Origin of the sequence: Bradyrhizobium sp. 186 (assembly GCF_023101685.1) — a bacterium.
In the GTDB taxonomy this organism is placed as follows: Bacteria; Pseudomonadota; Alphaproteobacteria; order Rhizobiales; family Xanthobacteraceae; genus Bradyrhizobium.
In genome coordinates this window covers 5,984,521-6,001,595 of record NZ_CP082164.1, presented here as the reverse complement: position 1 = coordinate 6,001,595, position 17,075 = coordinate 5,984,521, and the positions used below count along the sequence as shown (strand labels likewise).

Sequence of the window (17,075 nt, the reverse complement as noted above, 5' to 3'; positions counted from 1 at the left end):
ACATAAGTAAAAACAATAAGTTGCAAGGTCGGTTTGATCACATCTACGTGTTATTTGTGCAACACCTCTTGGAAAACGCGCTTCATATGCCCGTTTCGGAGCGTTCTCTTGTTGTGTGTGCAAGGACGTTCAGTAATTGTGACTGAGCGACGGAGGGGGGCATCCCGAGGTCGTCCCGTTTAGGTCTTTCGCTTAAGTAGACCATCGTTACGAGGATGCGTTGATTTCCAACGTCTTTTCGCGGGTAGCTCAATCGGCTTTGTACGAGGAATTGTACGGGGCTTCAACTTGGAGGTTTAACATGAAGTTCAAGGGCCTTTTGCTCGGCTCCGCGGCAGCACTGCTCGCCGTGGGGGGAGCACAAGCGGCTGATCTTCCCGTAAAGGCCAAAGCGGTCGAATACGTGAAAATTTGTTCGCTCTACGGTGCGGGTTTCTACTACATCCCTGGCACTGACACTTGCATCAAGCTGGGTGGTTATCTGCGCGCTGAGGTCGCGCTGAACACCAACTCGGACTACAATGGTCAGTTCACCTCGAACAACGGTTCGCGCAACCGTCTGTCCAACTACTACACGATGCGCGCTCGTGAAGACCTCAACATCGACACGCGCACCGCGACCGAGTATGGCGTCGTCCGCACGTTTTTCGACGGCGTGTTCTCCTGGACGACCGGCAACTATGCCGGCACCGGCAGCGCGTTCGGTACGACCGCCTACAGCAGCACGCTGGCCCTCAACACCTCGGGTGCGACCCCGGCACTCGTTGGTTCGGCGGTCAACGGCACCGACGGCGCCACCTCGGGCGGTTCGCTCGGCGTGTACTACGCCTTCATCCAGTTCGCCGGCTTCACGATGGGTAAGGCCGTGTCGCAGTTCGACGCGCCCTGGACCAACTATCCCGGCAACAACTACGACGGTCTCGTCGGCGGCAGCGGCACGGTCACTGGTGTGGCCCAGTTCTCCTACACCGCTGACTTCGGCCAGGGCGTGACGGCGGCGTTCTCGGCGGAAGATGCGACAGCCTACTACCAGGCTGGCAACCTGAACCTGGCGGGTGCGACTGCAGCTGGCATCCTCGGTGGTTCCTACGGCGCCAACGCCATCGGCGGTTCGCGCTCGCCGAACCTCGTTGGTATGGTGCGTGTCGACCAGGCTTGGGGTCTCTTCCAGGCGTCGGTGGCTGCGCATGACAACCACGTTGCCTACTACGGCGCGACCGAGCCGACTGGCCATCCCGACGACAAGTGGGGTTGGGCGGTTCAGCTCGCTCTGTCGATCAAGAACATCCCGACCGGTGCGGGTGACGTGATCAACATCCAGGGCGTCTACACGGATGGCGCGACCCGCTACAACTTCCAGAACCTCGCGGGCAGCAGCTACTCGATGTTCGGTGGTTCGAACGTCGCCTACGGCAGCGTGGGCTTTGCCAATGCTCCGGACACGGTGTACACTTCGCTGGGTGGCGGTTCTTCGCAAGAAACCGTCAAGACCTGGGGCTTCCGTGGCGCTTACACCCATAACTGGGATCCCTACTGGAACACGGCGATCTACGGCGCCTACGCTCAGGCGCAGTTCGGTTCGCTGGCCAAGACCGCTCTGTGCGGTGCTGGCGGCACGTTTGCTGTCGGTGTCGTGGCCGGTGTGACGGGATGTAATCCGGACTTCGCCATCGAACAGGCGGGTATCATCACCCGCTGGACCCCGGTCAAGAACCTGACGTTCTCGGCTGACTTTGCCTGGACCCGCGTTGACCAGAAGTATTCTGGTATCGTTAGCACTCTTGCCCCGTCCGGGACGACCGCTAAGCCGGTTGCAACCTACGAGCTCAAGGATCAGGACACCTTTACCCTGCTCCTCCGCGCTCAGCGCAACTGGTAAGTCTGGTCTAACGACCTGACCTCCAAGGCCCCCGGCGGGAAACTGCCGGGGGTCTTTACGGTTGAGAGGCTATCCAAACCTCCGGCCTCCAATAGAGGTGCCCGTGGACGAAAGGGATCAATTCCTCGGCCGCTCAGACGAGCTGATAAAGGCGTGGAGCGAGACTTTTGGGACTGCCGGCCCAGAGTGGATGATTTTGGCGGCGCTTTCAGAGGCGGATCAAAATGCTGGCCTTCGCGCCGACATGATCGCAAAGCGGCTTAACGTCAGCGTTTCCTACGTGACCGCGCAGTCAAGGCTTCTAAAGGTGCGAGGTCTTCTGCGGTTGGCTACTGCCCGCGACCCGAAAGCAACTCGCCTCTGGCTGACTGAGGATACGAAAAGTCGCATCTCTGCGATAACTCAATTGTCGCCAGAGGCGTCTCAAGCATCAGCTGTCACGAGACGTCGATAGCCAGCAATCGTGCAGCCAGTCGAGCGTTCTTGGCAATAGTTGCAAGCGCAACGTTCAGAGCTGCCAAGGTCTGCTCGTCCAGATCGTTGAACATCGTCGAATTCAAGGCGAGCTTTCTCTTGGACAGTTTTTCGATTTCCCTTGTCGCCTTTGCCGTAAGCGACATCAGGACATAGCGCGCGTCGTCTGCTGCCGGTTGCCGCGTTAGAAAGCCGCCCTTTTCGAGGGACTTGGTCTGATTGGTCACGAAGGCCGGGTGAACGCGCAACTTGTTCGCAATGTCGATGCCGGCGACGCCTCGTCCCCCGTCCAGTTCAGTGATTGCCATCAAGATCAACCACTGTGGCTCGGTAATGCCCAGCAGCTCGGCCCAACTGTTGTGGATGTCCTCCAGCTGAGAGTGGATTTCGACGACATTCCAAACGAAGTCCGTAATCGCCCTGTCGAGTTTCTTCTCGATCATTTTGGTTCCTGGTTTCGTTGCTGAACGATGCTGCCGGACGTCGCATTGCAGCAAAAAGCAGTCCTTGATACTAACAATTAATTCAATCATTCCGTACGCGCCGTATGCCGAATGAGGGACGGTATTATTGGACGGGATAGGCTCCCTCCCTAAGCCGACTGCAACGCTCAACGACATTGATCCGCAGGCTTGTCTCGCGGTCCTGGCCCACCTGTCACCTGCCAATCGCATTCACAACTCCTGCCCTGGAATTGGCGTCCTCAGAGCGGCGCTCACGCCAAGCCGCACAGCGTGAGACCATTCCGCCAAACGTTGCTGGCTTAAGGGCGTCGTCTTACTTAGGTCTACCCTCGCGAGACACGCGCGTGAGACACAAAGATTGTCTCGATAGGATCGAATTTCATGTTGCGACACGCCGTCGTCTCAGGGTGTGGACCTGATCGAGACAAGGTCGACCGATGCGACTGGGCATCTGTGAGTGGGAAGCGCTGGACGGACACACGGCTTCCTCAAGCCGGGCGGCGGCTGCGGCCTTTAGGCAATGTTTTTGAAATTGCCCCCCCGGCCTCGTGAAAAAGGGGCCCACCTCAAGAAAGGGGACCCGGCAAAAGGATACTTCGAGAGGCAGGAAGCAGCCGAAGATCCCTTGCAAACTGTTCGTAGTTCGGCCATTCTACGAACAGTCGTTCTTCTCATTCTGGTGAAAACATTGGCCAAATCGCACCTCCGCTTGATCACCCCCGACACCGAAAAACGAACAGTTACGCCCAAGCGGCCTCCAAATGCCGACCTGCGCACCCGCGAGTACCTGACCGAGGCTGAGGTTGAGCGGCTGATCGAGGCCACCAAGGGAAACCGTTGGGGCCACCGCGACGGCACCATGATCCTTGTGGCTTACCGTCACGGCCTGCGGGCATCCGAACTGGCCGACCTTCGCTGGGATCAAGTCGACTTCACGACAGCCACCCTGCACGTCCGTAGGGTCAAGCAGGGCAGCCCCAGCACGCACCCGATCCTTGGGGACGAACTGCGGCGGCTGCGGCGGCTACAGCGCGAGCAGCAACCCAAGTCGCCCTTTGTGTTCACTTCGGAACGTGGGGCGCCGTTCACCACAGCAGGCTTCGCGCGCATGGTCGAGCGGGCGGGCGTGCAGGCAGCCTTCGGGTTCAAGGCCCATCCGCACATGCTGCGGCATGCCTGCGGGTTCGCACTGGCCTCCAAGGGACACGACACCCGCGCCCTTCAGGCCTACCTCGGCCACAAGAACATCCAGCACACGGTGCGATACACCGAACTGTCACCCACGCGCTTCCGCAATTTCTGGCGGGACTGATCACAGCCCCGCCATAATTGTTTATGTCCGATTGGATAAGTTAATGACTGGGTAGGAAGCGGAACCCGCCCCAACAAATTCGAACTCCGATCGATTGATGCTGGCCACCGGGTCCGTGGTTTCCGCGGCCCTGCCGAGACCGATTTCCATCAAATTTAATGTCCGATTGGGACAGTTTATGACCATACGGCAGCCGGAACTGCCTTGAAGGAATTTCGAGTTCCGAGCGATTGTGGTTTGCGTTGTTACGATGAGCTGACTATCTGGGGATCGCGCGCGCACACTGGCGGCTTTGCCTGCGGCGTGCGAGTTCCACACGGATACACATAAGAAGGATGCGCCGTGGCAAACGGCAGCACGCACAGCTCTCTGAAAATGCAATCTACCGATCAGCCCACCGAGACCCAAGTCCAAGACGATTTGCCCCGAGCGGGCACACCCGAGTTCGAAGAGCGATGCGAGCAGGCCATGAAAAAGGTCTGCGAGAAATACGCTTGGACGGCTCAGCATGGCGGCATGGTGCTTCGTCGCAATCCGCTCAAGATGGCGCCGCTCCAGGACTACGTCTTCATGCGCATAGCGAAGGCAGAGTACGGGTTTCGCTACTACGACAGCGCAGGGCGAAAGAAGGTCTGGTTTCCGTCCTTCGAGAAGGTTCTGTCGCAGTACTACGAACCTGAGTATCACGAGGATGACCCGTATGACGGCGTCTTTGTCATCGCCGAACGCGTCGAGTTTCTGCCCGGTGCGCCCGAGATAACACACGACGGCGACGGTTGCCGCGTGCTCAACTTATGGAAACCTCCACCGTGGAATGACGAGGGGCACACCGAGGAGCCTGCGGTATTCCTTGAGCATCTCGCGTATCTCCTCGATAACGACACGCCCGCGATTGAGCACGTCTTGGACTTCCTCGCTCATCTCGTGCAGCGTCCCCATGAGCGCATAGGGCACGCGCTGCTGATCACCAGCGAAGCCAAAGGCATCGGCAAGTCCACCTTGGGGACCGTAGTGCGCCGCTTGGTGGGTGATCAAAACAGTCGCGTTGCTCAGACCAAGGACCTCAAGAGTTCCTTTGACGGCTGGCTCATTGGCAAACTCGTGGTGCAGGTCGATGAAGTCTACGAGGCGGGAAACTGGGATTTGGCCAACAAGCTCAAACCTCTGATCACCGAGCCGACCGTCAGCGCCAACATCAAGTACGGCCCTCAGATTGAAATCGAGAACTACGCCCGGTTTCTCATGTTTTCGAACCACAGCGCGCCCCTGAACATCGAGGAGGGCGACAGGCGTTACTTCGTGTTCAACAGCAACGCACAGCCGCGCGAGGACGCCTACTACGACCGCCTGTACAGCTACATCGAGGCGCCGGAAGCCATGAACGCCATCTATCGGTTCCTCAAGAGACGTGACCTATCCGGCTTCAACCCGTTCCGGCGCCCCCCGATGACCGAGGCCAAGCGGCAGATCATCGCGGAGAGCGAGCATCCGCTTCACACCTACATCATCGACGCCGTGGTCAGCGGCCACTTCCGTAGCGAGCTTGGAGCCGAGTTCTCATTTGACGCCCTTGCGAGGCAGTCGTCGAAAGACGGCTATGGTGCGCAGGCGAAGAATACGAAGGAGGTGGGCGCGGCCTTGCGGCTCGCGGGGGCCACACAGGTTCGCAAAACGGTGGGGGACCGAAAGGTACGCATGTACGTGCTCCCGGCGAGGGAGGACGACGGGGACGGCGAAGACACAAAATTCTGATGTCAGTAAGAGTTTCAGAACCACCCCGGCCTACCCGGTCCACACGCACACCTACTACATTTTCCGAGGTATTCTGCGGGCCGTGGTCGGAATACCTACCCGGTCCCACCATGGTCCCTTTTGGCCCCTCGTAAGCCCATGGGGGTCGGGCGTCCAGCGGACGTGCGAGAGTTCGAGGCCGGGGTGCTTCGCGGCAATCACTGTCAATCCAGCTTGTATCTTGGGAACTTCTTCAGCGCTTCCGCGAGGTCCTCGGGGGTAGGGGTGGTGTATTTCCTGCCGGTTGTTGGAGGCACGTGACCGGTAATGGCATCGCTGTATCGCTCATCAATCCCAACACGTGCTGCCATCGCTTTGAACGTATGGCGCCATGCGTGGTTCGGGCTGACCTCTGGATCAGCAATCCCGAGCGAACGCACCCAGGTGCCTACTTGGGACCTCATACGCTCAGCAGGGCTCTGCCGAGGACGCTCGTCAGACTTTGCCTTTGCTGGGCGAACGGCTGTGTAGAATAGAGCCTGCCCTTTAGCCCGCGCAACGAAGGTCAGGAAACCTTGGGCTACTAAGTGTTCGTGAAGTGGAACGGTGCGGGCCTTTCGCGTTTTAATTTTCCCTGCGGACGGTGTCAGCCTCGCGAAGTAAAGACCGCCTCGCTCTTGAATGTCGCCGGCACGAAGCTGAGTAATTTCTCCCGCGCGAGCCCCCGTGTAAGCACAGATCCAAGGCACCCATCGACAGGCGCGTTCAGTGAACGACTTCGTGTCATCGCATCTCGATGCGGCTGACAAGATTGTCTTGACCTCTGCTGCGTCAAACGCCTTCGTCTCGCGCTCGACGTTCTTGCGCGGGACATTGATGCGTACCTGGGGAAACGGATTGCTATCGACAATCTTCTCTAGGACACCCCATGAGAAGACCGTTTTGAGGGCAGTGCGCCACGCGGTCGCTACCGTGTTGGCCGAGCGCTCTTCGTTGACCAAGCCGGTCATCCACACCTTGGCCTGATCGTAACTTATATTCCTGACATCAGAAAAATGGCGATCAGCTTCTTTAAAAACCGTTTCCCAACGATAGACCGTACCTTCCGCAGGCTGCACAGCCTTTGCCCAAGCGCCGAAAAGCTCCAGCGCCTTCACTGGCGGCTGGGCACTGACCTGTTGCTCGAACTGAGGGAATACCTGGGGGTGAGTGTCTGGCGAGTAGTCACCACGCGCGAGCGCCTCCAGTCGCTGGAACGCCGGCAGCAGATTGTCGCTAACAGCGTCCACGAAGAGGTTCGTCGCATCGGTGCTTAGGTTTAGACCCTGTTCAATGAGGAACGCTCCGGTCTGAGCTTCGATTGCGATGGCAGGACGCACCTCTTCCCGGACCTCCGCGCTTAACTTCCAATCCCACTCGGGATCGTCCTTCGGACGCTGTTCGTATTCCTCAGGGGCATGCGGCCGGATTACGTCCCATACCAAGGTGTCACTTAGGGTCTTCCAGTGGGCTGGGGTGCGAAGGTCGTGCTCATTCCTGGCGAGAAACCAAGAATACCATCGTCCCGCTAAGGCGTAGGCGCTCTGGCGGGTAAGCGGCTGTGGGCCGTTCTTCTTCGCCGCCCGTAGGCCTCCGATGCGGGTTTCGATATCCGCCAACCATTCGCCGAAGCGCGCGCGGGCCTCATGCTCTGACACCCCGGCATCCAGGTGGAACTTCTCTTCCCAGGCTTTGCCGTACTTGGCCCCGTACGCCGGTCGGATGTCCTCTGGGATCACCTTTCGGGCCACGTAAACCCCTGTGGAAGTTCGCTTCAGTCCAGCCATCAACACAGCCATTTGTACGGTGCCTTGTAGTTACAGGCATCCAAATAGCGTTGGCAATCAGTAACTTACTGATTTTTCTTACGTCGGGTCACCGAAAATTCGGATCGCTTAAGTCCCTCGCGTTCAGCGGGTGTGTCCGAAGACGCGAAGTGGCTCAAGCGGTGATTTAAAGGGGTTGGGGAATTGGCCGTCCGGTCAGTGACCTTCCCTGAAGAGCAACTTGGAGGTTTAACATGAAGTTGGTTAAGAGCCTTTTGCTCGGCTCAGCGGCGGGTCTTATCGCCGTGGGCGGAGCGCAGGCAGCCGATCTCCCCGTGAAGGCCAAAGCGGTCGAATACGTGAAGATCTGCTCCCTGTACGGTGCCGGATTCTACTACATCCCGGGCACTGACACCTGCATCAAGCTGGGTGGTTATCTGCGCGCTGAAGTCGCGCTGAACACCAACTCGGACTACAATGGTCAGTTCACCACGAACAACGGTTCCCGCAACCGTCTGACGAACTACTACACGATGCGCGCTCGTGAAGACCTCAACATCGACACGCGCACCGCGACCGAGTACGGCGTGGTCCGCACGTTCTTCGATGGCGTCTTCTCCTGGACGACCGGTAACTACGCCGGCACTGGCAGCGCGACCGGCACGACCGCCTACAGCAGCACGCTGGCCCTCAACACCTCGGGTGCGGTCCCGGCGCTCGTTGGTTCTTCGATCAACGGCACGGACGGCGCCACCTCGGGCGGTTCGCTCGGCGTGTACTACGCCTTCATCCAGTTCGCTGGCTTCACGATGGGTAAGGCCGTGTCGCAGTTCGACGCGCCCTGGACCAACTATCCCGGCAACAACTACGACGGTCTCGTCGGCGGCAGCGGCACGGTCACTGGTGTGAACCAGTTCTCCTACACCGCTGACTTCGGCCAGGGCGTGACGGCTGCGTTCTCGGCGGAAGATGCGACGGCCTACTATCAGGCTGGCAACCTCAACATGACCGGCGCGTCTGCGGCTGGCATGATTGGTGGTGCGTATGGCTCCAACGCCATCGGCGGTTCGCGTTCGCCGAACCTCGTTGGTATGGTGCGTGTCGACCAGGCTTGGGGTCTCTTCCAGGCGTCGGTGGCTGCGCATGACAACCACGTTGCCTACTACGGCGCGACCGAGCCGACTGGCCACCCCGACGACAAGTGGGGTTGGGCGGTTCAGCTCGCTCTGTCGATCAAGAACATCCCGACCGGTGCGGGTGACGTGATCAACATCCAGGGCGTCTACACGGATGGCGCGACCCGCTATAACTTCCAGAACCTCGCGGGCAGCAGCTACTCGATGTTCGGCAGCTCGGGTACGGCCTACCAGAGCATTGGCTTTGCCAATGCCCCGGACACCGTGTTCGTGACCGGCAGCTCGCAGGAAACCGTCAAGACCTGGGGCTTCCGTGGCGCTTACACCCACAACTGGGATCCCTACTGGAACACGGCGATCTACGGCGCTTACGCTCAGGCGCAGTTCGGTTCGCTGGCCAAGACCGCTCTGTGCGGTGCTGGCGGTGCCGGCGGCGTGTTTGGCGGCCTGGCGGGAGTTACGGGTTGTAACCCTGACTTCGCCATCGGCCAGGCGGGTATCATCACCCGCTGGACTCCGGTCAAGAACCTGACGTTTTCGGCTGACCTCGCCTGGACTCACCTCGACCAGAAGTACTCTGGTACGGTTGGCGTTACCCCCTCCGGTGTGACCGCCAAGCCGACCGCGCTCTACGAGCTGAAGGATCAGGACACCATTACCCTGCTCCTCCGCGCTCAGCGCAACTGGTAAGTCTGGTCTAACGACCTGACCTCCAAGGCGCCCCCGGCGGGAAACCGCTGGGGGTTTTGCTTTTCGATAAGGAAGTTGCCAGGCTTCCGTCTGCCGGGCGTCCATGCTGCTGCGTATCCAGGCATTGGTGCTACCGGTAAAGACGCTGGTGCTGAGCGGGCATTGAGTGGGTTTGAGACGCCTCCGATGAAGTAGTCGCGATTTACATCATTCGCGAACTTTTCAACCCCGCCGGGCGCGTCGAGCGGCACGCGGCGAATCACGCGGCGTTGCCCGCCGCGGAGTTCAGGCGTGGTTCGATAAGCGGAGAAGAGCGGGCCGGTAAGGCGGATGGGGATCGTCGTCGGCCTCATCCGGGATCGCGCAGGAGCCGAATTCCTGCCTGATCCGCTCGATCTCGGCGATGCGCTCGTGCAGCCGCTGCAAATGCTCCTGCGACTTCGCGTTCCAGAACCGGAAGGTGTCGGCCGTAAGCGGCAGGAACGCTGTTCCGAACAGCGTCGGTTCGGGAACGATGGTCCGTCCGAGCAGCAGAAACTTGTCGACGCCGGACACGACGAGGGTCGCGTAACCGCGGTTTCCGATTCTCCTGATGCCGTTCAGCGACCATTCGGCGAGCTTGCAGAAATAGGGCTCCTCGCGCCAGCGATCGGGGCAATGGTCATCGACGGTAACGTTGACCGCGTCCTGACTGAAATGCACGATGATGCCCGATTTCGCGGGAAACCAGTCGTCGTCGAGATGACCTTGCAGCCAGGCGCAGACGAAGGACCGGCACATCTGCGGACGGCGGTCGTAGATGGTGCATCCCGTGCCCGTCTGCCAATGCCTGCACAGCTGGTTCACCGGCTTGTCCACGGCGGCCACCTCGAGGATATCGCAGCAGGCGTTGCACGATCCGCATTGCCGTGCTGCCTTCGGCAGACTGGTCGGCCTAAACCCCTGGCCGTCTCGAACCAGGAGCTTCTGCTTCTCCAGCGCATTCAAGGCACGTTCGATTTTGAGACGGGATAGTCCGGTGGCGTCGATCACGCCCTTCATCGTCGTCGCGCCTGCCTCTACCGCACGGGCGACGCTCAACATTGCCTGATCCATTTTTGTTGTTCTTTTTCTTCTCTTATTACTTCGCGCCCGATGCGCCCTGCACGATCTTCTCGTTCAGCTTCTGGTCCACGGTCTCGACCGTGCGGTTGCGAGCACTTCGGCCGGATGTTGATGGCCATGGCCTCAAACGCCGGGAGCTGATCGCGTCATCCCCTCGCGCGGACGCTTTGTCATCGGATCGCCGCAAGCGAGTCGTTAGGGGCACGCAGCTACTCCACGCTGCCGGCGCCGCGGCGCAGGTCGGCCTCGATCTGCAATCGCGTGCCGCCGCCGAAGCGGGCGCGGTAGACCTGAAGATTCTCCATGATCCGCTGCACGTAGTTGCGCGTCTCCGAGAACGGAATCAGCTCGACCCAGTCGACCGCATCGACCTTCGCGTCGCGCGGGTCGCCGTAGCGGTCGACCCACTTCTTCACGCTGCCGCGGCCGGCATTGTATGCGGCAAACGTCATGATGTAGGAGCCGCGATAATCCTCGAGCAGCCCGCCGAGCTCGGCCGAGCCGAGCGTGGCGTTATAGGCCGAATCGTTCTTCAGCCGTGACAGATCGTAGGTCCCGCCGTGCCGCTTGCAGACATAGCGCGCCGCGTCCGGCGTCACCTGCATCAGCCCATAGGCCTGCGCCGGCGAGACCACCGAGGGGTTGAACGCGCTTTCCTGCCGCGCGATGGCGTAGACGATGCTGCGCTCGACCTCGGGGCCGATCGGGGTGAACTGCGGAATGCCGTTGACGGGATAGGCATAGAAGTCGAACGGCAGCCCGCGATTGAGCGCGGCCTTGCCGACCAGCAGCATGCCGCGCGCGTCGCTGTAGCGCTGGGTGAGCTCGCCGAGACCGGTGAGGGCTTCGGGATCGCCGTTCTCGCCCATGTCGGCGAGAACAGGCACCGCCATCTCGCGCTCGTCGAGCTCGTACAGCAGTTGCGCGGCGCGCACGATCTCGAGACGTTCGGCGCCGCGGCCGCGCGGCTGGCTGTTGAGCTCGATCTGCGGCAGGCCGAGCTTGGCGCGTGCGAGCTGTCCGTAATAGCTGGTCGATTGCTCGGCGGCGCGGGCGTAGGCGTTGCGCGCCTCTTGCTGGCGGCCCGCGGCTTCCGCGGCGCGGCCCTGCCAATAGCCGGCGCGCGCCAGCGTGGTCGGGTTGACGCTGCCGACGCCGATGCGGGCGAAATGCTGGGTGGCCGCTGCTGGATCGTTGAGGAAGCGTAGCGCGATCCAACCCGCCGTGAATTCCTGCTCGGTCTTGTAGATGTCGCGCGAGGGCAGTGCGGCATCACGCGCGATCAGATAGGCGCTGCGGAATTCCTCGGTGTCGATCATCTTGCGCGCCAGCAGGCGCCGCTCGATCCACCATTCATCGAGATTGTAGAGCCGGTTCGGATCCTTCGGCGCCGACAGCATGAGCTGTGCGGCCTCGGCAAACTTCTCCTCGCGGCGCAGCAGCTGGATCTTGCTGAAGATGAAGCCGGGATCATTGTGCAGTTCGCGCGGCACGGCCTCGAGCAGCGCACGCGTGTTCGGCGCCTTCTTGAGGGAGGCGATGCGGGCCTTGGCGAGTGCGACATAGCCGGCGCCGAGGCGCTTGGCCGCGCGCAGCGCCGCCTCGTTTTCGCTGCCATAGAGCAGGGTGTCCATCCGCGCCTTCTGATCGCCCGGCGTCAGCAGGGCGCCGAACTGGTCGAGCGCGTTGTTCTCGGTATCCTCCGACATCGGATCGCTGCGCCAGGCCTCGCGCACCAGCCGCTCGGCATTGCCGCGGTCGCCGCGCGCCAGCATCGCCTTGGCAAGCGTGAAGCGGCCCTTGGCCGAGATCGGGGATTCGTTCTCGAACCACGACCACGCGACCGAGTCGTCGCGCCTGTCGTCCCACATCGCGGCCTCGAGGCGGCGGCGCAGGAAGGTCTGTGACGGCCAGCTCGGATTGGCGGAGAGGAAGGCGCGGTAGCGTTCCACGGTCGCGCCATTGTCCTCGCTGCGCAGGATGATCCATTCCGCGAGTTTTCGCGCGACCGGGTCCGAGATGGTGGCTGCTGCGTTGGTGGCGTCGCCCGATTTGCGCTTGCGCACGAGCTCGATGACGTTCTCCAGCGTGTCCTTGTCGGCTTGCGAGGTCGACGAGGTCGCAGCGACCGCGGCGGGCAGCACGGGCTTGCGTGGCGTCGCGTGCTGACGGGTTGCCGGGGCAAGGACGGGGGCCGCGACGGGAGCGGTCGGCTTGATCGCAGCCGTGGCGCCCGGTGCGTCTGCCGGCTTGGCGGGAACAGGCTGGCCCTTGGGAACCAGATTGCGGGCGATTGGCCGCGGCTTCGGCAGCGGAACCTTGGGCGCAGCCCAGGCCGTGGCCGGAGCCAGCGCAATCGCCGCCGTCAGACCCATGGCAAGGCCTGCGGATATCAATCCGGCACGGGCAGGAGAGGTCACGGCGTTACGTCGCCCCGAATCAGTCAAATGGCTCAAGACCTAGCTGTATTTGATTGAATATGCGGACAAAATACCAACAGCCGCTTACTGTCGCCCGCTTTGCACCATCACCGCGGCAAAATCGCGGCCTAAACGGTGCGTCAGTCGGCAGCAGCCCTTTTACGGGCAGTATAGACCCGATATGAAGGGGGCTTGCTCTAAAAGCCCGCCGCGTACGGAGGAATTCCATGGCAGCCAAGACGAAATTCCGGGGATCGTTCACCGCCTTGGTCACGCCGTTCAAGAACGGCTCGCTGGACGAAGCCGCGTTCCGCTCGCTGGTCAACTGGCAGATTTCCGAGGGTACCAACGGCCTGGTCCCGGTCGGCACCACCGGCGAAAGCCCGACGCTCAGCCATGACGAGCACAAGAAGGTTGTCGAGTGGTGCATCGGTGAGGCCAAGGGCCGCGTGCCCGTGATCGCCGGCGCCGGCTCCAACTCGACCAAGGAAGCGGTCGAGCTGGCCCAGCACGCCGAGAAGGCGGGTGCGAACGCCGTGCTGGTGGTGACGCCCTACTACAACAAGCCGACCCAGGAAGGGCTCTACCAGCACTTCAAGGCGATCAACGATGCGATTGGAATTCCGATCATCATCTACAACATCCCGCCGCGCTCGGTGATCGACATGTCGGTCGACACCATGAATCGGCTGTGGGAGCTGAAGAACATCGCCGGCGTCAAGGACGCTACCGCCAGCATGGTGCGCGTGTCGCAGCAGCGCGCGGCGATGGGCGAGGATTTCAATCAGCTCTCGGGCGAGGATGCGACCATCCTCGGCTACATGGCGCATGGCGGCCATGGCTGCATCTCGGTGACGTCGAACGTCGCGCCGCGGCTGTGCTCGGAGTTCCACATCGCCTGGCAGAAGGGCGATCATGCGACCGCGTTGAAGCTGCACGACAAGCTGATGCCGCTGCACAACAACCTCTTCATCGAGAGCAATCCGGCGCCGATCAAGTATGCGTTGTCGCTGCTCGGCAAGATGGACGAGACGCTGCGGCTGCCGATGGTGCCGGTCTCCGAGCCGACGCGCGTTGCGGTGCGTAGCGCCATGGTGCACGCCGGCCTGATCAACTGACGCACTGCTACCCGGGAGCTTGTCGTGAGTGCAGTCGACGAAAAGGGCAGGCGGATGCTCAGGGAGTTCCGCGAGTTCGCCATGAAGGGCAACGTCGTCGACCTCGCGGTCGGCGTCATCATCGGCGCGGCCTTCGGCGCCATCGTCAATTCGCTGGTCGGCGACGTGATCATGCCGATCATCGGCGCCGCCACCGGCGGGCTCGACTTCTCGAACTACTTCACCCCCTTGTCGAGCAAAGTCGTGGCCACCAACTTGGCTGACGCGAAAAAGCAAGGTGCGGTACTTGCTTGGGGCAGCTTCCTCACGCTAGCGATCAACTTCATCATCATTGCCTTCGTGCTGTTCCTGGTCATCCGCGCTATAAACACGCTGAAGCGCAAGGAAGAGGCGGCACCCACGGCGCCGCCGAAGCCGTCAGCCGAAGTCGAGCTGCTGACCGAGATCCGCGATCTCCTCAAGAAGTCTTGACGCGCGCACTTCATCCAAACTGTTAGCGTTGACGCGCATCTCGATCCGGTACCTGAGCCATGGCCGAAAAGAACGAACGTCCTATCAAGGTCATGGCGGAAAATCGCAAGGCCCGCTTCAACTATGCGATCGAGGATACGGTCGAGGCCGGCATTGCGCTGACCGGCACCGAGGTCAAGTCGATCCGCAACGGCAAGAGCACGATCGCCGAATCTTACGCCGACTCGAAGGACGGCGAGATCTGGCTGATCAACGCCACCATTCCCGAATACCTCCAGGGCAACCGCTTCAACCACGAGCCCAAACGGCCGCGAAAATTGCTCCTGCACCGCAAGCAGATCAACAAGCTGATGGGCGCCGTGGACCGCGAGGGCATGACGCTGATCCCGCTCAAGCTCTACTTCAACGAGCGCGGTCGGGCCAAGCTGCAACTGGCGGTGGCAAAGGGCAAGAAATTGCACGATAAGCGCGAGACCGAGAAGAAGCGGGATTGGAGCCGGGAGAAGGGCCGCCTGCTGCGGGCGAGGGGATAACGGGATGAATCAGAGAAACCTCCTCGAGGTCGACTGGAGCCAGATTCCCGCGCCCGCTGATGACGGCGGCGCCGCGCATCTGAAGGGCATGCCGCTGCCTGCGATCAGCCTTCTTGCGACCGACGATACGTCAGTGACGCTGTCGGCGCTGTCCGGGCGCACCATCGTGTTCGCCTATCCCCGCACCGGCGAGCCCGGCAAGATTTCGCTGGTCGACGATTGGGACATGATTCCGGGCGCACGCGGTTGCACGCCGCAGACCTGCGCGTTTCGCGACCTGTTCGCCGAGCTCAAGGCGGCGGGCGCCTCGCACGTGTTCGGTCTCTCCACCCAGAGCAACGAATATCAGACCGAAATGGCGTCGCGACTGCATCTGCCATTCCCCGTGCTTTCGGACGAGAAGCTGGCGCTCGCGCGCGCCCTCAAGCTGCCGACCATGGAGGTCGCAGGACTGACGTTGATCAAGCGGCTTGCGCTGATCATCGACGCCGCGCGGATCACGCAGGTGTTCTACCCGGTGTTCCCGCCCGACCGGAACGCCGGCGATGTGCTGGATTGGCTGAAGGCAAATCCTGCCAAAGGCTAGTCGAGGCCGGCCTTCACCTTGGCAAACACCGACCGGAACATCTCCGGCGTCAGCACGCGCGTGTTCGTGTTGTAACGGGAGCAGTGATAGCTGTCGTAGAGCCTGAACGCGCCGGCCTGATGCACCGCGCCGTGGCCGAAAGGGGCTTGCGAGGCCTTCAGTTTCAGCGACTTGAGCACGGTGTCGTGCGCAATCCGCCCGAGCGCAACGATGGCGCGCAGATTGGGCATGGTCTCGAGATTCGCTTCGAGAAACTGGCGGCAGGTGTTGATCTCCGCCGGCAGCGGCTTGTTCTGCGGCGGCACGCAGTGCACCGCATTGGCGATCCGGCAGTCCACCAGCTTCAGGCCATCGTCGGGACGCGCCTGATAGGTGCCCTTGGCGAAGCCGTATTCGAGCAGCGTCGCGTAGAGCAGGTCGCCGGCAAAGTCGCCGGTGAACGGCCGGCCGGTGCGGTTGGCGCCCTGCATTCCCGGCGCAAGGCCGACGATCAAAAGGCGCGCCTTGATGTCGCCAAAGGGGGCAACCGGCGCATTGTGCCATGACGGCTCGCGCGCGCGGTTCGCCTCGCGAAAGGCGACCAGGCGCGGGCAGAATGGACAGTCACGGTCAGGTACGAGGATGGGGGCCTGGCGGCTCGACCGGGCCGCCTCACTCCTCGAAGTCGTCATCGCCCCTCGGCGCCATCGTGGTCGCGCGCTGGAGGAACTGCGGGGCGTGGTGGCGCGCCTCGCGCTCGCCGCGATCGCGCGGGGCGGGGCGTTCGGACGGATCGCGGCCGAGCTTGGATTGCAGCTCGACGAGGTCGGTGAAGACATCGGCCTGGCGGCGCAGCTCGTCGGCGATCATCGGAGGCTGGCTCGCGATCGTGGAGATCACGGTGACCCGCACGCCGCGGCGCTGGACGGCCTCGACCAGCGAGCGGAAGTCGCCGTCACCCGAGAACAGCACCATCTGGTCGATGTGCTCGGCGAGTTCCATGGCATCGACGGCAAGCTCGATGTCCATGTTGCCCTTGACCTTGCGGCGGCCGGAGGCGTCGATGAATTCCTTGGTCGCCTTGGTGACCACGGTGTAGCCGTTGTAGTCCAGCCAGTCGATCAGCGGGCGGATCGAGGAGTATTCCTGATCCTCGATGATGGCGGTGTAGTAGAACGCCCGCAACAACGTTCCGCGGCTCTGAAATTCCTTCAGCAGGCGCTTGTAATCGATGTCGAAGCCGAGAGTTTTCGCCGTCGCGTAGAGATTGGCTCCATCGATGAAGAGCGCGATCTTGTCGGTAGAGGAAGGGGACATTCAGTTTGCTCGCGTAGTGTTCGTGATTGATCGTTTATTGTTGGCGCGGCAGCAGT

Annotated in this window: 14 protein-coding genes; 8 read left to right on the top strand and 6 right to left on the bottom strand. The window is 61.6% G+C overall.

The window, feature by feature from the left end:
* The first annotated feature begins 301 nt into the window (after nt 1-301).
* A complete protein-coding gene (locus IVB18_RS28875; RefSeq protein WP_247983788.1) occupies nt 302-1,879 on the top strand; it encodes a porin in 1,578 nt (525 codons plus the stop codon).
* Nucleotides 1,880-2,316: 437 nt separating this feature from the next.
* Here the strand turns inward: IVB18_RS28875 and IVB18_RS28870 are convergent, their stop codons facing one another.
* Nucleotides 2,317-2,796 (bottom strand): MarR family transcriptional regulator, encoded by a 480-nt coding sequence (locus IVB18_RS28870; RefSeq protein WP_247983787.1) that lies wholly within the window; start codon nt 2,794-2,796, stop codon nt 2,317-2,319.
* A 541-nt stretch (nt 2,797-3,337) separates the two neighbouring features.
* On the opposite strand from IVB18_RS28870, the gene IVB18_RS28865 reads away from it, so the two are divergent.
* Complete coding sequence (locus IVB18_RS28865; RefSeq protein WP_247983786.1) at nt 3,338-4,129, top strand: tyrosine-type recombinase/integrase; 792 nt, start codon at nt 3,338-3,340, stop codon at nt 4,127-4,129.
* Nucleotides 4,130-4,471: 342 nt separating this feature from the next.
* Nucleotides 4,472-5,881, top strand: coding sequence for a primase-helicase family protein (locus tag IVB18_RS28860; RefSeq protein ID WP_247983785.1), 1,410 nt, complete (start codon nt 4,472-4,474; stop codon nt 5,879-5,881).
* A 203-nt stretch (nt 5,882-6,084) separates the two neighbouring features.
* On the opposite strand, the gene IVB18_RS28855 is transcribed toward IVB18_RS28860, so the two are convergent.
* Entirely contained in the window at nt 6,085-7,698 is a 1,614-nt protein-coding gene (locus IVB18_RS28855) for a tyrosine-type recombinase/integrase (RefSeq protein WP_247983784.1), read from the bottom strand.
* A gap of 221 nt (nt 7,699-7,919) precedes the next feature.
* Here IVB18_RS28855 and IVB18_RS28850 point away from each other — a divergent pair, with 221 nt between their 5' ends.
* Entirely contained in the window at nt 7,920-9,491 is a 1,572-nt protein-coding gene (locus tag IVB18_RS28850) for a porin (RefSeq protein WP_247983783.1), read from the top strand.
* Nucleotides 9,492-9,776: 285 nt separating this feature from the next.
* Here the strand turns inward: IVB18_RS28850 and IVB18_RS28845 are convergent, their stop codons facing one another.
* Together IVB18_RS28845 and IVB18_RS28840 are read right to left on the bottom strand one after the other, a co-directional pair.
* The gene (locus IVB18_RS28845) at nt 9,777-10,586 is read right to left on the bottom strand and encodes a YkgJ family cysteine cluster protein (protein WP_247983782.1); all 810 of its coding nucleotides are present in this window, start codon (nt 10,584-10,586) and stop codon (nt 9,777-9,779) included.
* Nucleotides 10,587-10,804: 218 nt separating this feature from the next.
* Nucleotides 10,805-12,970 (bottom strand): transglycosylase SLT domain-containing protein, encoded by a 2,166-nt coding sequence (locus IVB18_RS28840; protein ID WP_346732678.1) that lies wholly within the window; start codon nt 12,968-12,970, stop codon nt 10,805-10,807.
* Between the two features lie 272 nt (nt 12,971-13,242).
* Here IVB18_RS28840 and dapA point away from each other — a divergent pair, with 272 nt between their 5' ends.
* From dapA to IVB18_RS28820, 4 genes are read left to right on the top strand one after another with little or no spacing between them, the layout of a single operon-like run.
* Complete coding sequence (gene dapA, locus IVB18_RS28835; protein WP_247983781.1) at nt 13,243-14,133, top strand: 4-hydroxy-tetrahydrodipicolinate synthase; 891 nt, start codon at nt 13,243-13,245, stop codon at nt 14,131-14,133.
* A 54-nt stretch (nt 14,134-14,187) separates the two neighbouring features.
* Nucleotides 14,188-14,604, top strand: coding sequence for a large conductance mechanosensitive channel protein MscL (mscL, locus tag IVB18_RS28830; protein WP_247991759.1), 417 nt, complete (start codon nt 14,188-14,190; stop codon nt 14,602-14,604).
* Nucleotides 14,605-14,663: 59 nt separating this feature from the next.
* A complete protein-coding gene (smpB, locus tag IVB18_RS28825; protein WP_247983780.1) occupies nt 14,664-15,137 on the top strand; it encodes an SsrA-binding protein SmpB in 474 nt (157 codons plus the stop codon).
* A gap of 4 nt (nt 15,138-15,141) precedes the next feature.
* Nucleotides 15,142-15,723 (top strand): peroxiredoxin, encoded by a 582-nt coding sequence (locus tag IVB18_RS28820; RefSeq protein ID WP_247983779.1) that lies wholly within the window; start codon nt 15,142-15,144, stop codon nt 15,721-15,723.
* Here IVB18_RS28820 and IVB18_RS28815 read toward each other — a convergent pair.
* Together IVB18_RS28815 and IVB18_RS28810 are read right to left on the bottom strand one after the other, a co-directional pair.
* Nucleotides 15,720-16,394: a uracil-DNA glycosylase gene (locus IVB18_RS28815; protein WP_247983778.1), complete on the bottom strand. Its 675-nt coding sequence runs from the start codon at nt 16,392-16,394 to the stop codon at nt 15,720-15,722. The genes IVB18_RS28820 and IVB18_RS28815 overlap by 4 nt on opposite strands.
* The gene (locus IVB18_RS28810; RefSeq protein WP_045008001.1) at nt 16,375-17,019 is read right to left on the bottom strand and encodes an NYN domain-containing protein; all 645 of its coding nucleotides are present in this window, start codon (nt 17,017-17,019) and stop codon (nt 16,375-16,377) included. The genes IVB18_RS28815 and IVB18_RS28810 overlap by 20 nt, the downstream gene beginning before the upstream one ends.
* Nucleotides 17,020-17,075 lie beyond the last annotated feature (56 nt).

Bases quoted from the DNA above. Each gene is read 5' to 3' on its own strand.
- smpB (WP_247983780.1), top strand. From the start codon at position 14,664: ATGGCCGAAAAGAACGAACGTCCTATCAAGGTCATGGCGGAAAATCGC.
- IVB18_RS28820 (WP_247983779.1), top strand. From the start codon at position 15,142: ATGAATCAGAGAAACCTCCTCGAGGTCGACTGGAGCCAGATTCCCGCG.
- IVB18_RS28840 (WP_346732678.1), bottom strand. From the start codon at position 12,970: ATGGGTCTGACGGCGGCGATTGCGCTGGCTCCGGCCACGGCCTGGGCT.
- IVB18_RS28865 (WP_247983786.1), top strand. From the start codon at position 3,338: ATGTTTTTGAAATTGCCCCCCCGGCCTCGTGAAAAAGGGGCCCACCTC.
- mscL (WP_247991759.1), top strand. From the start codon at position 14,188: ATGCTCAGGGAGTTCCGCGAGTTCGCCATGAAGGGCAACGTCGTCGAC.
- IVB18_RS28870 (WP_247983787.1), bottom strand. From the start codon at position 2,796: ATGATCGAGAAGAAACTCGACAGGGCGATTACGGACTTCGTTTGGAAT.
- dapA (WP_247983781.1), top strand. From the start codon at position 13,243: ATGGCAGCCAAGACGAAATTCCGGGGATCGTTCACCGCCTTGGTCACG.
- IVB18_RS28810 (WP_045008001.1), bottom strand. From the start codon at position 17,019: ATGTCCCCTTCCTCTACCGACAAGATCGCGCTCTTCATCGATGGAGCC.
- IVB18_RS28845 (WP_247983782.1), bottom strand. From the start codon at position 10,586: ATGGATCAGGCAATGTTGAGCGTCGCCCGTGCGGTAGAGGCAGGCGCG.
- IVB18_RS28875 (WP_247983788.1), top strand. From the start codon at position 302: ATGAAGTTCAAGGGCCTTTTGCTCGGCTCCGCGGCAGCACTGCTCGCC.
- IVB18_RS28815 (WP_247983778.1), bottom strand. From the start codon at position 16,394: ATGACGACTTCGAGGAGTGAGGCGGCCCGGTCGAGCCGCCAGGCCCCC.
- IVB18_RS28855 (WP_247983784.1), bottom strand. From the start codon at position 7,698: ATGGCTGTGTTGATGGCTGGACTGAAGCGAACTTCCACAGGGGTTTAC.
- IVB18_RS28850 (WP_247983783.1), top strand. From the start codon at position 7,920: ATGAAGTTGGTTAAGAGCCTTTTGCTCGGCTCAGCGGCGGGTCTTATC.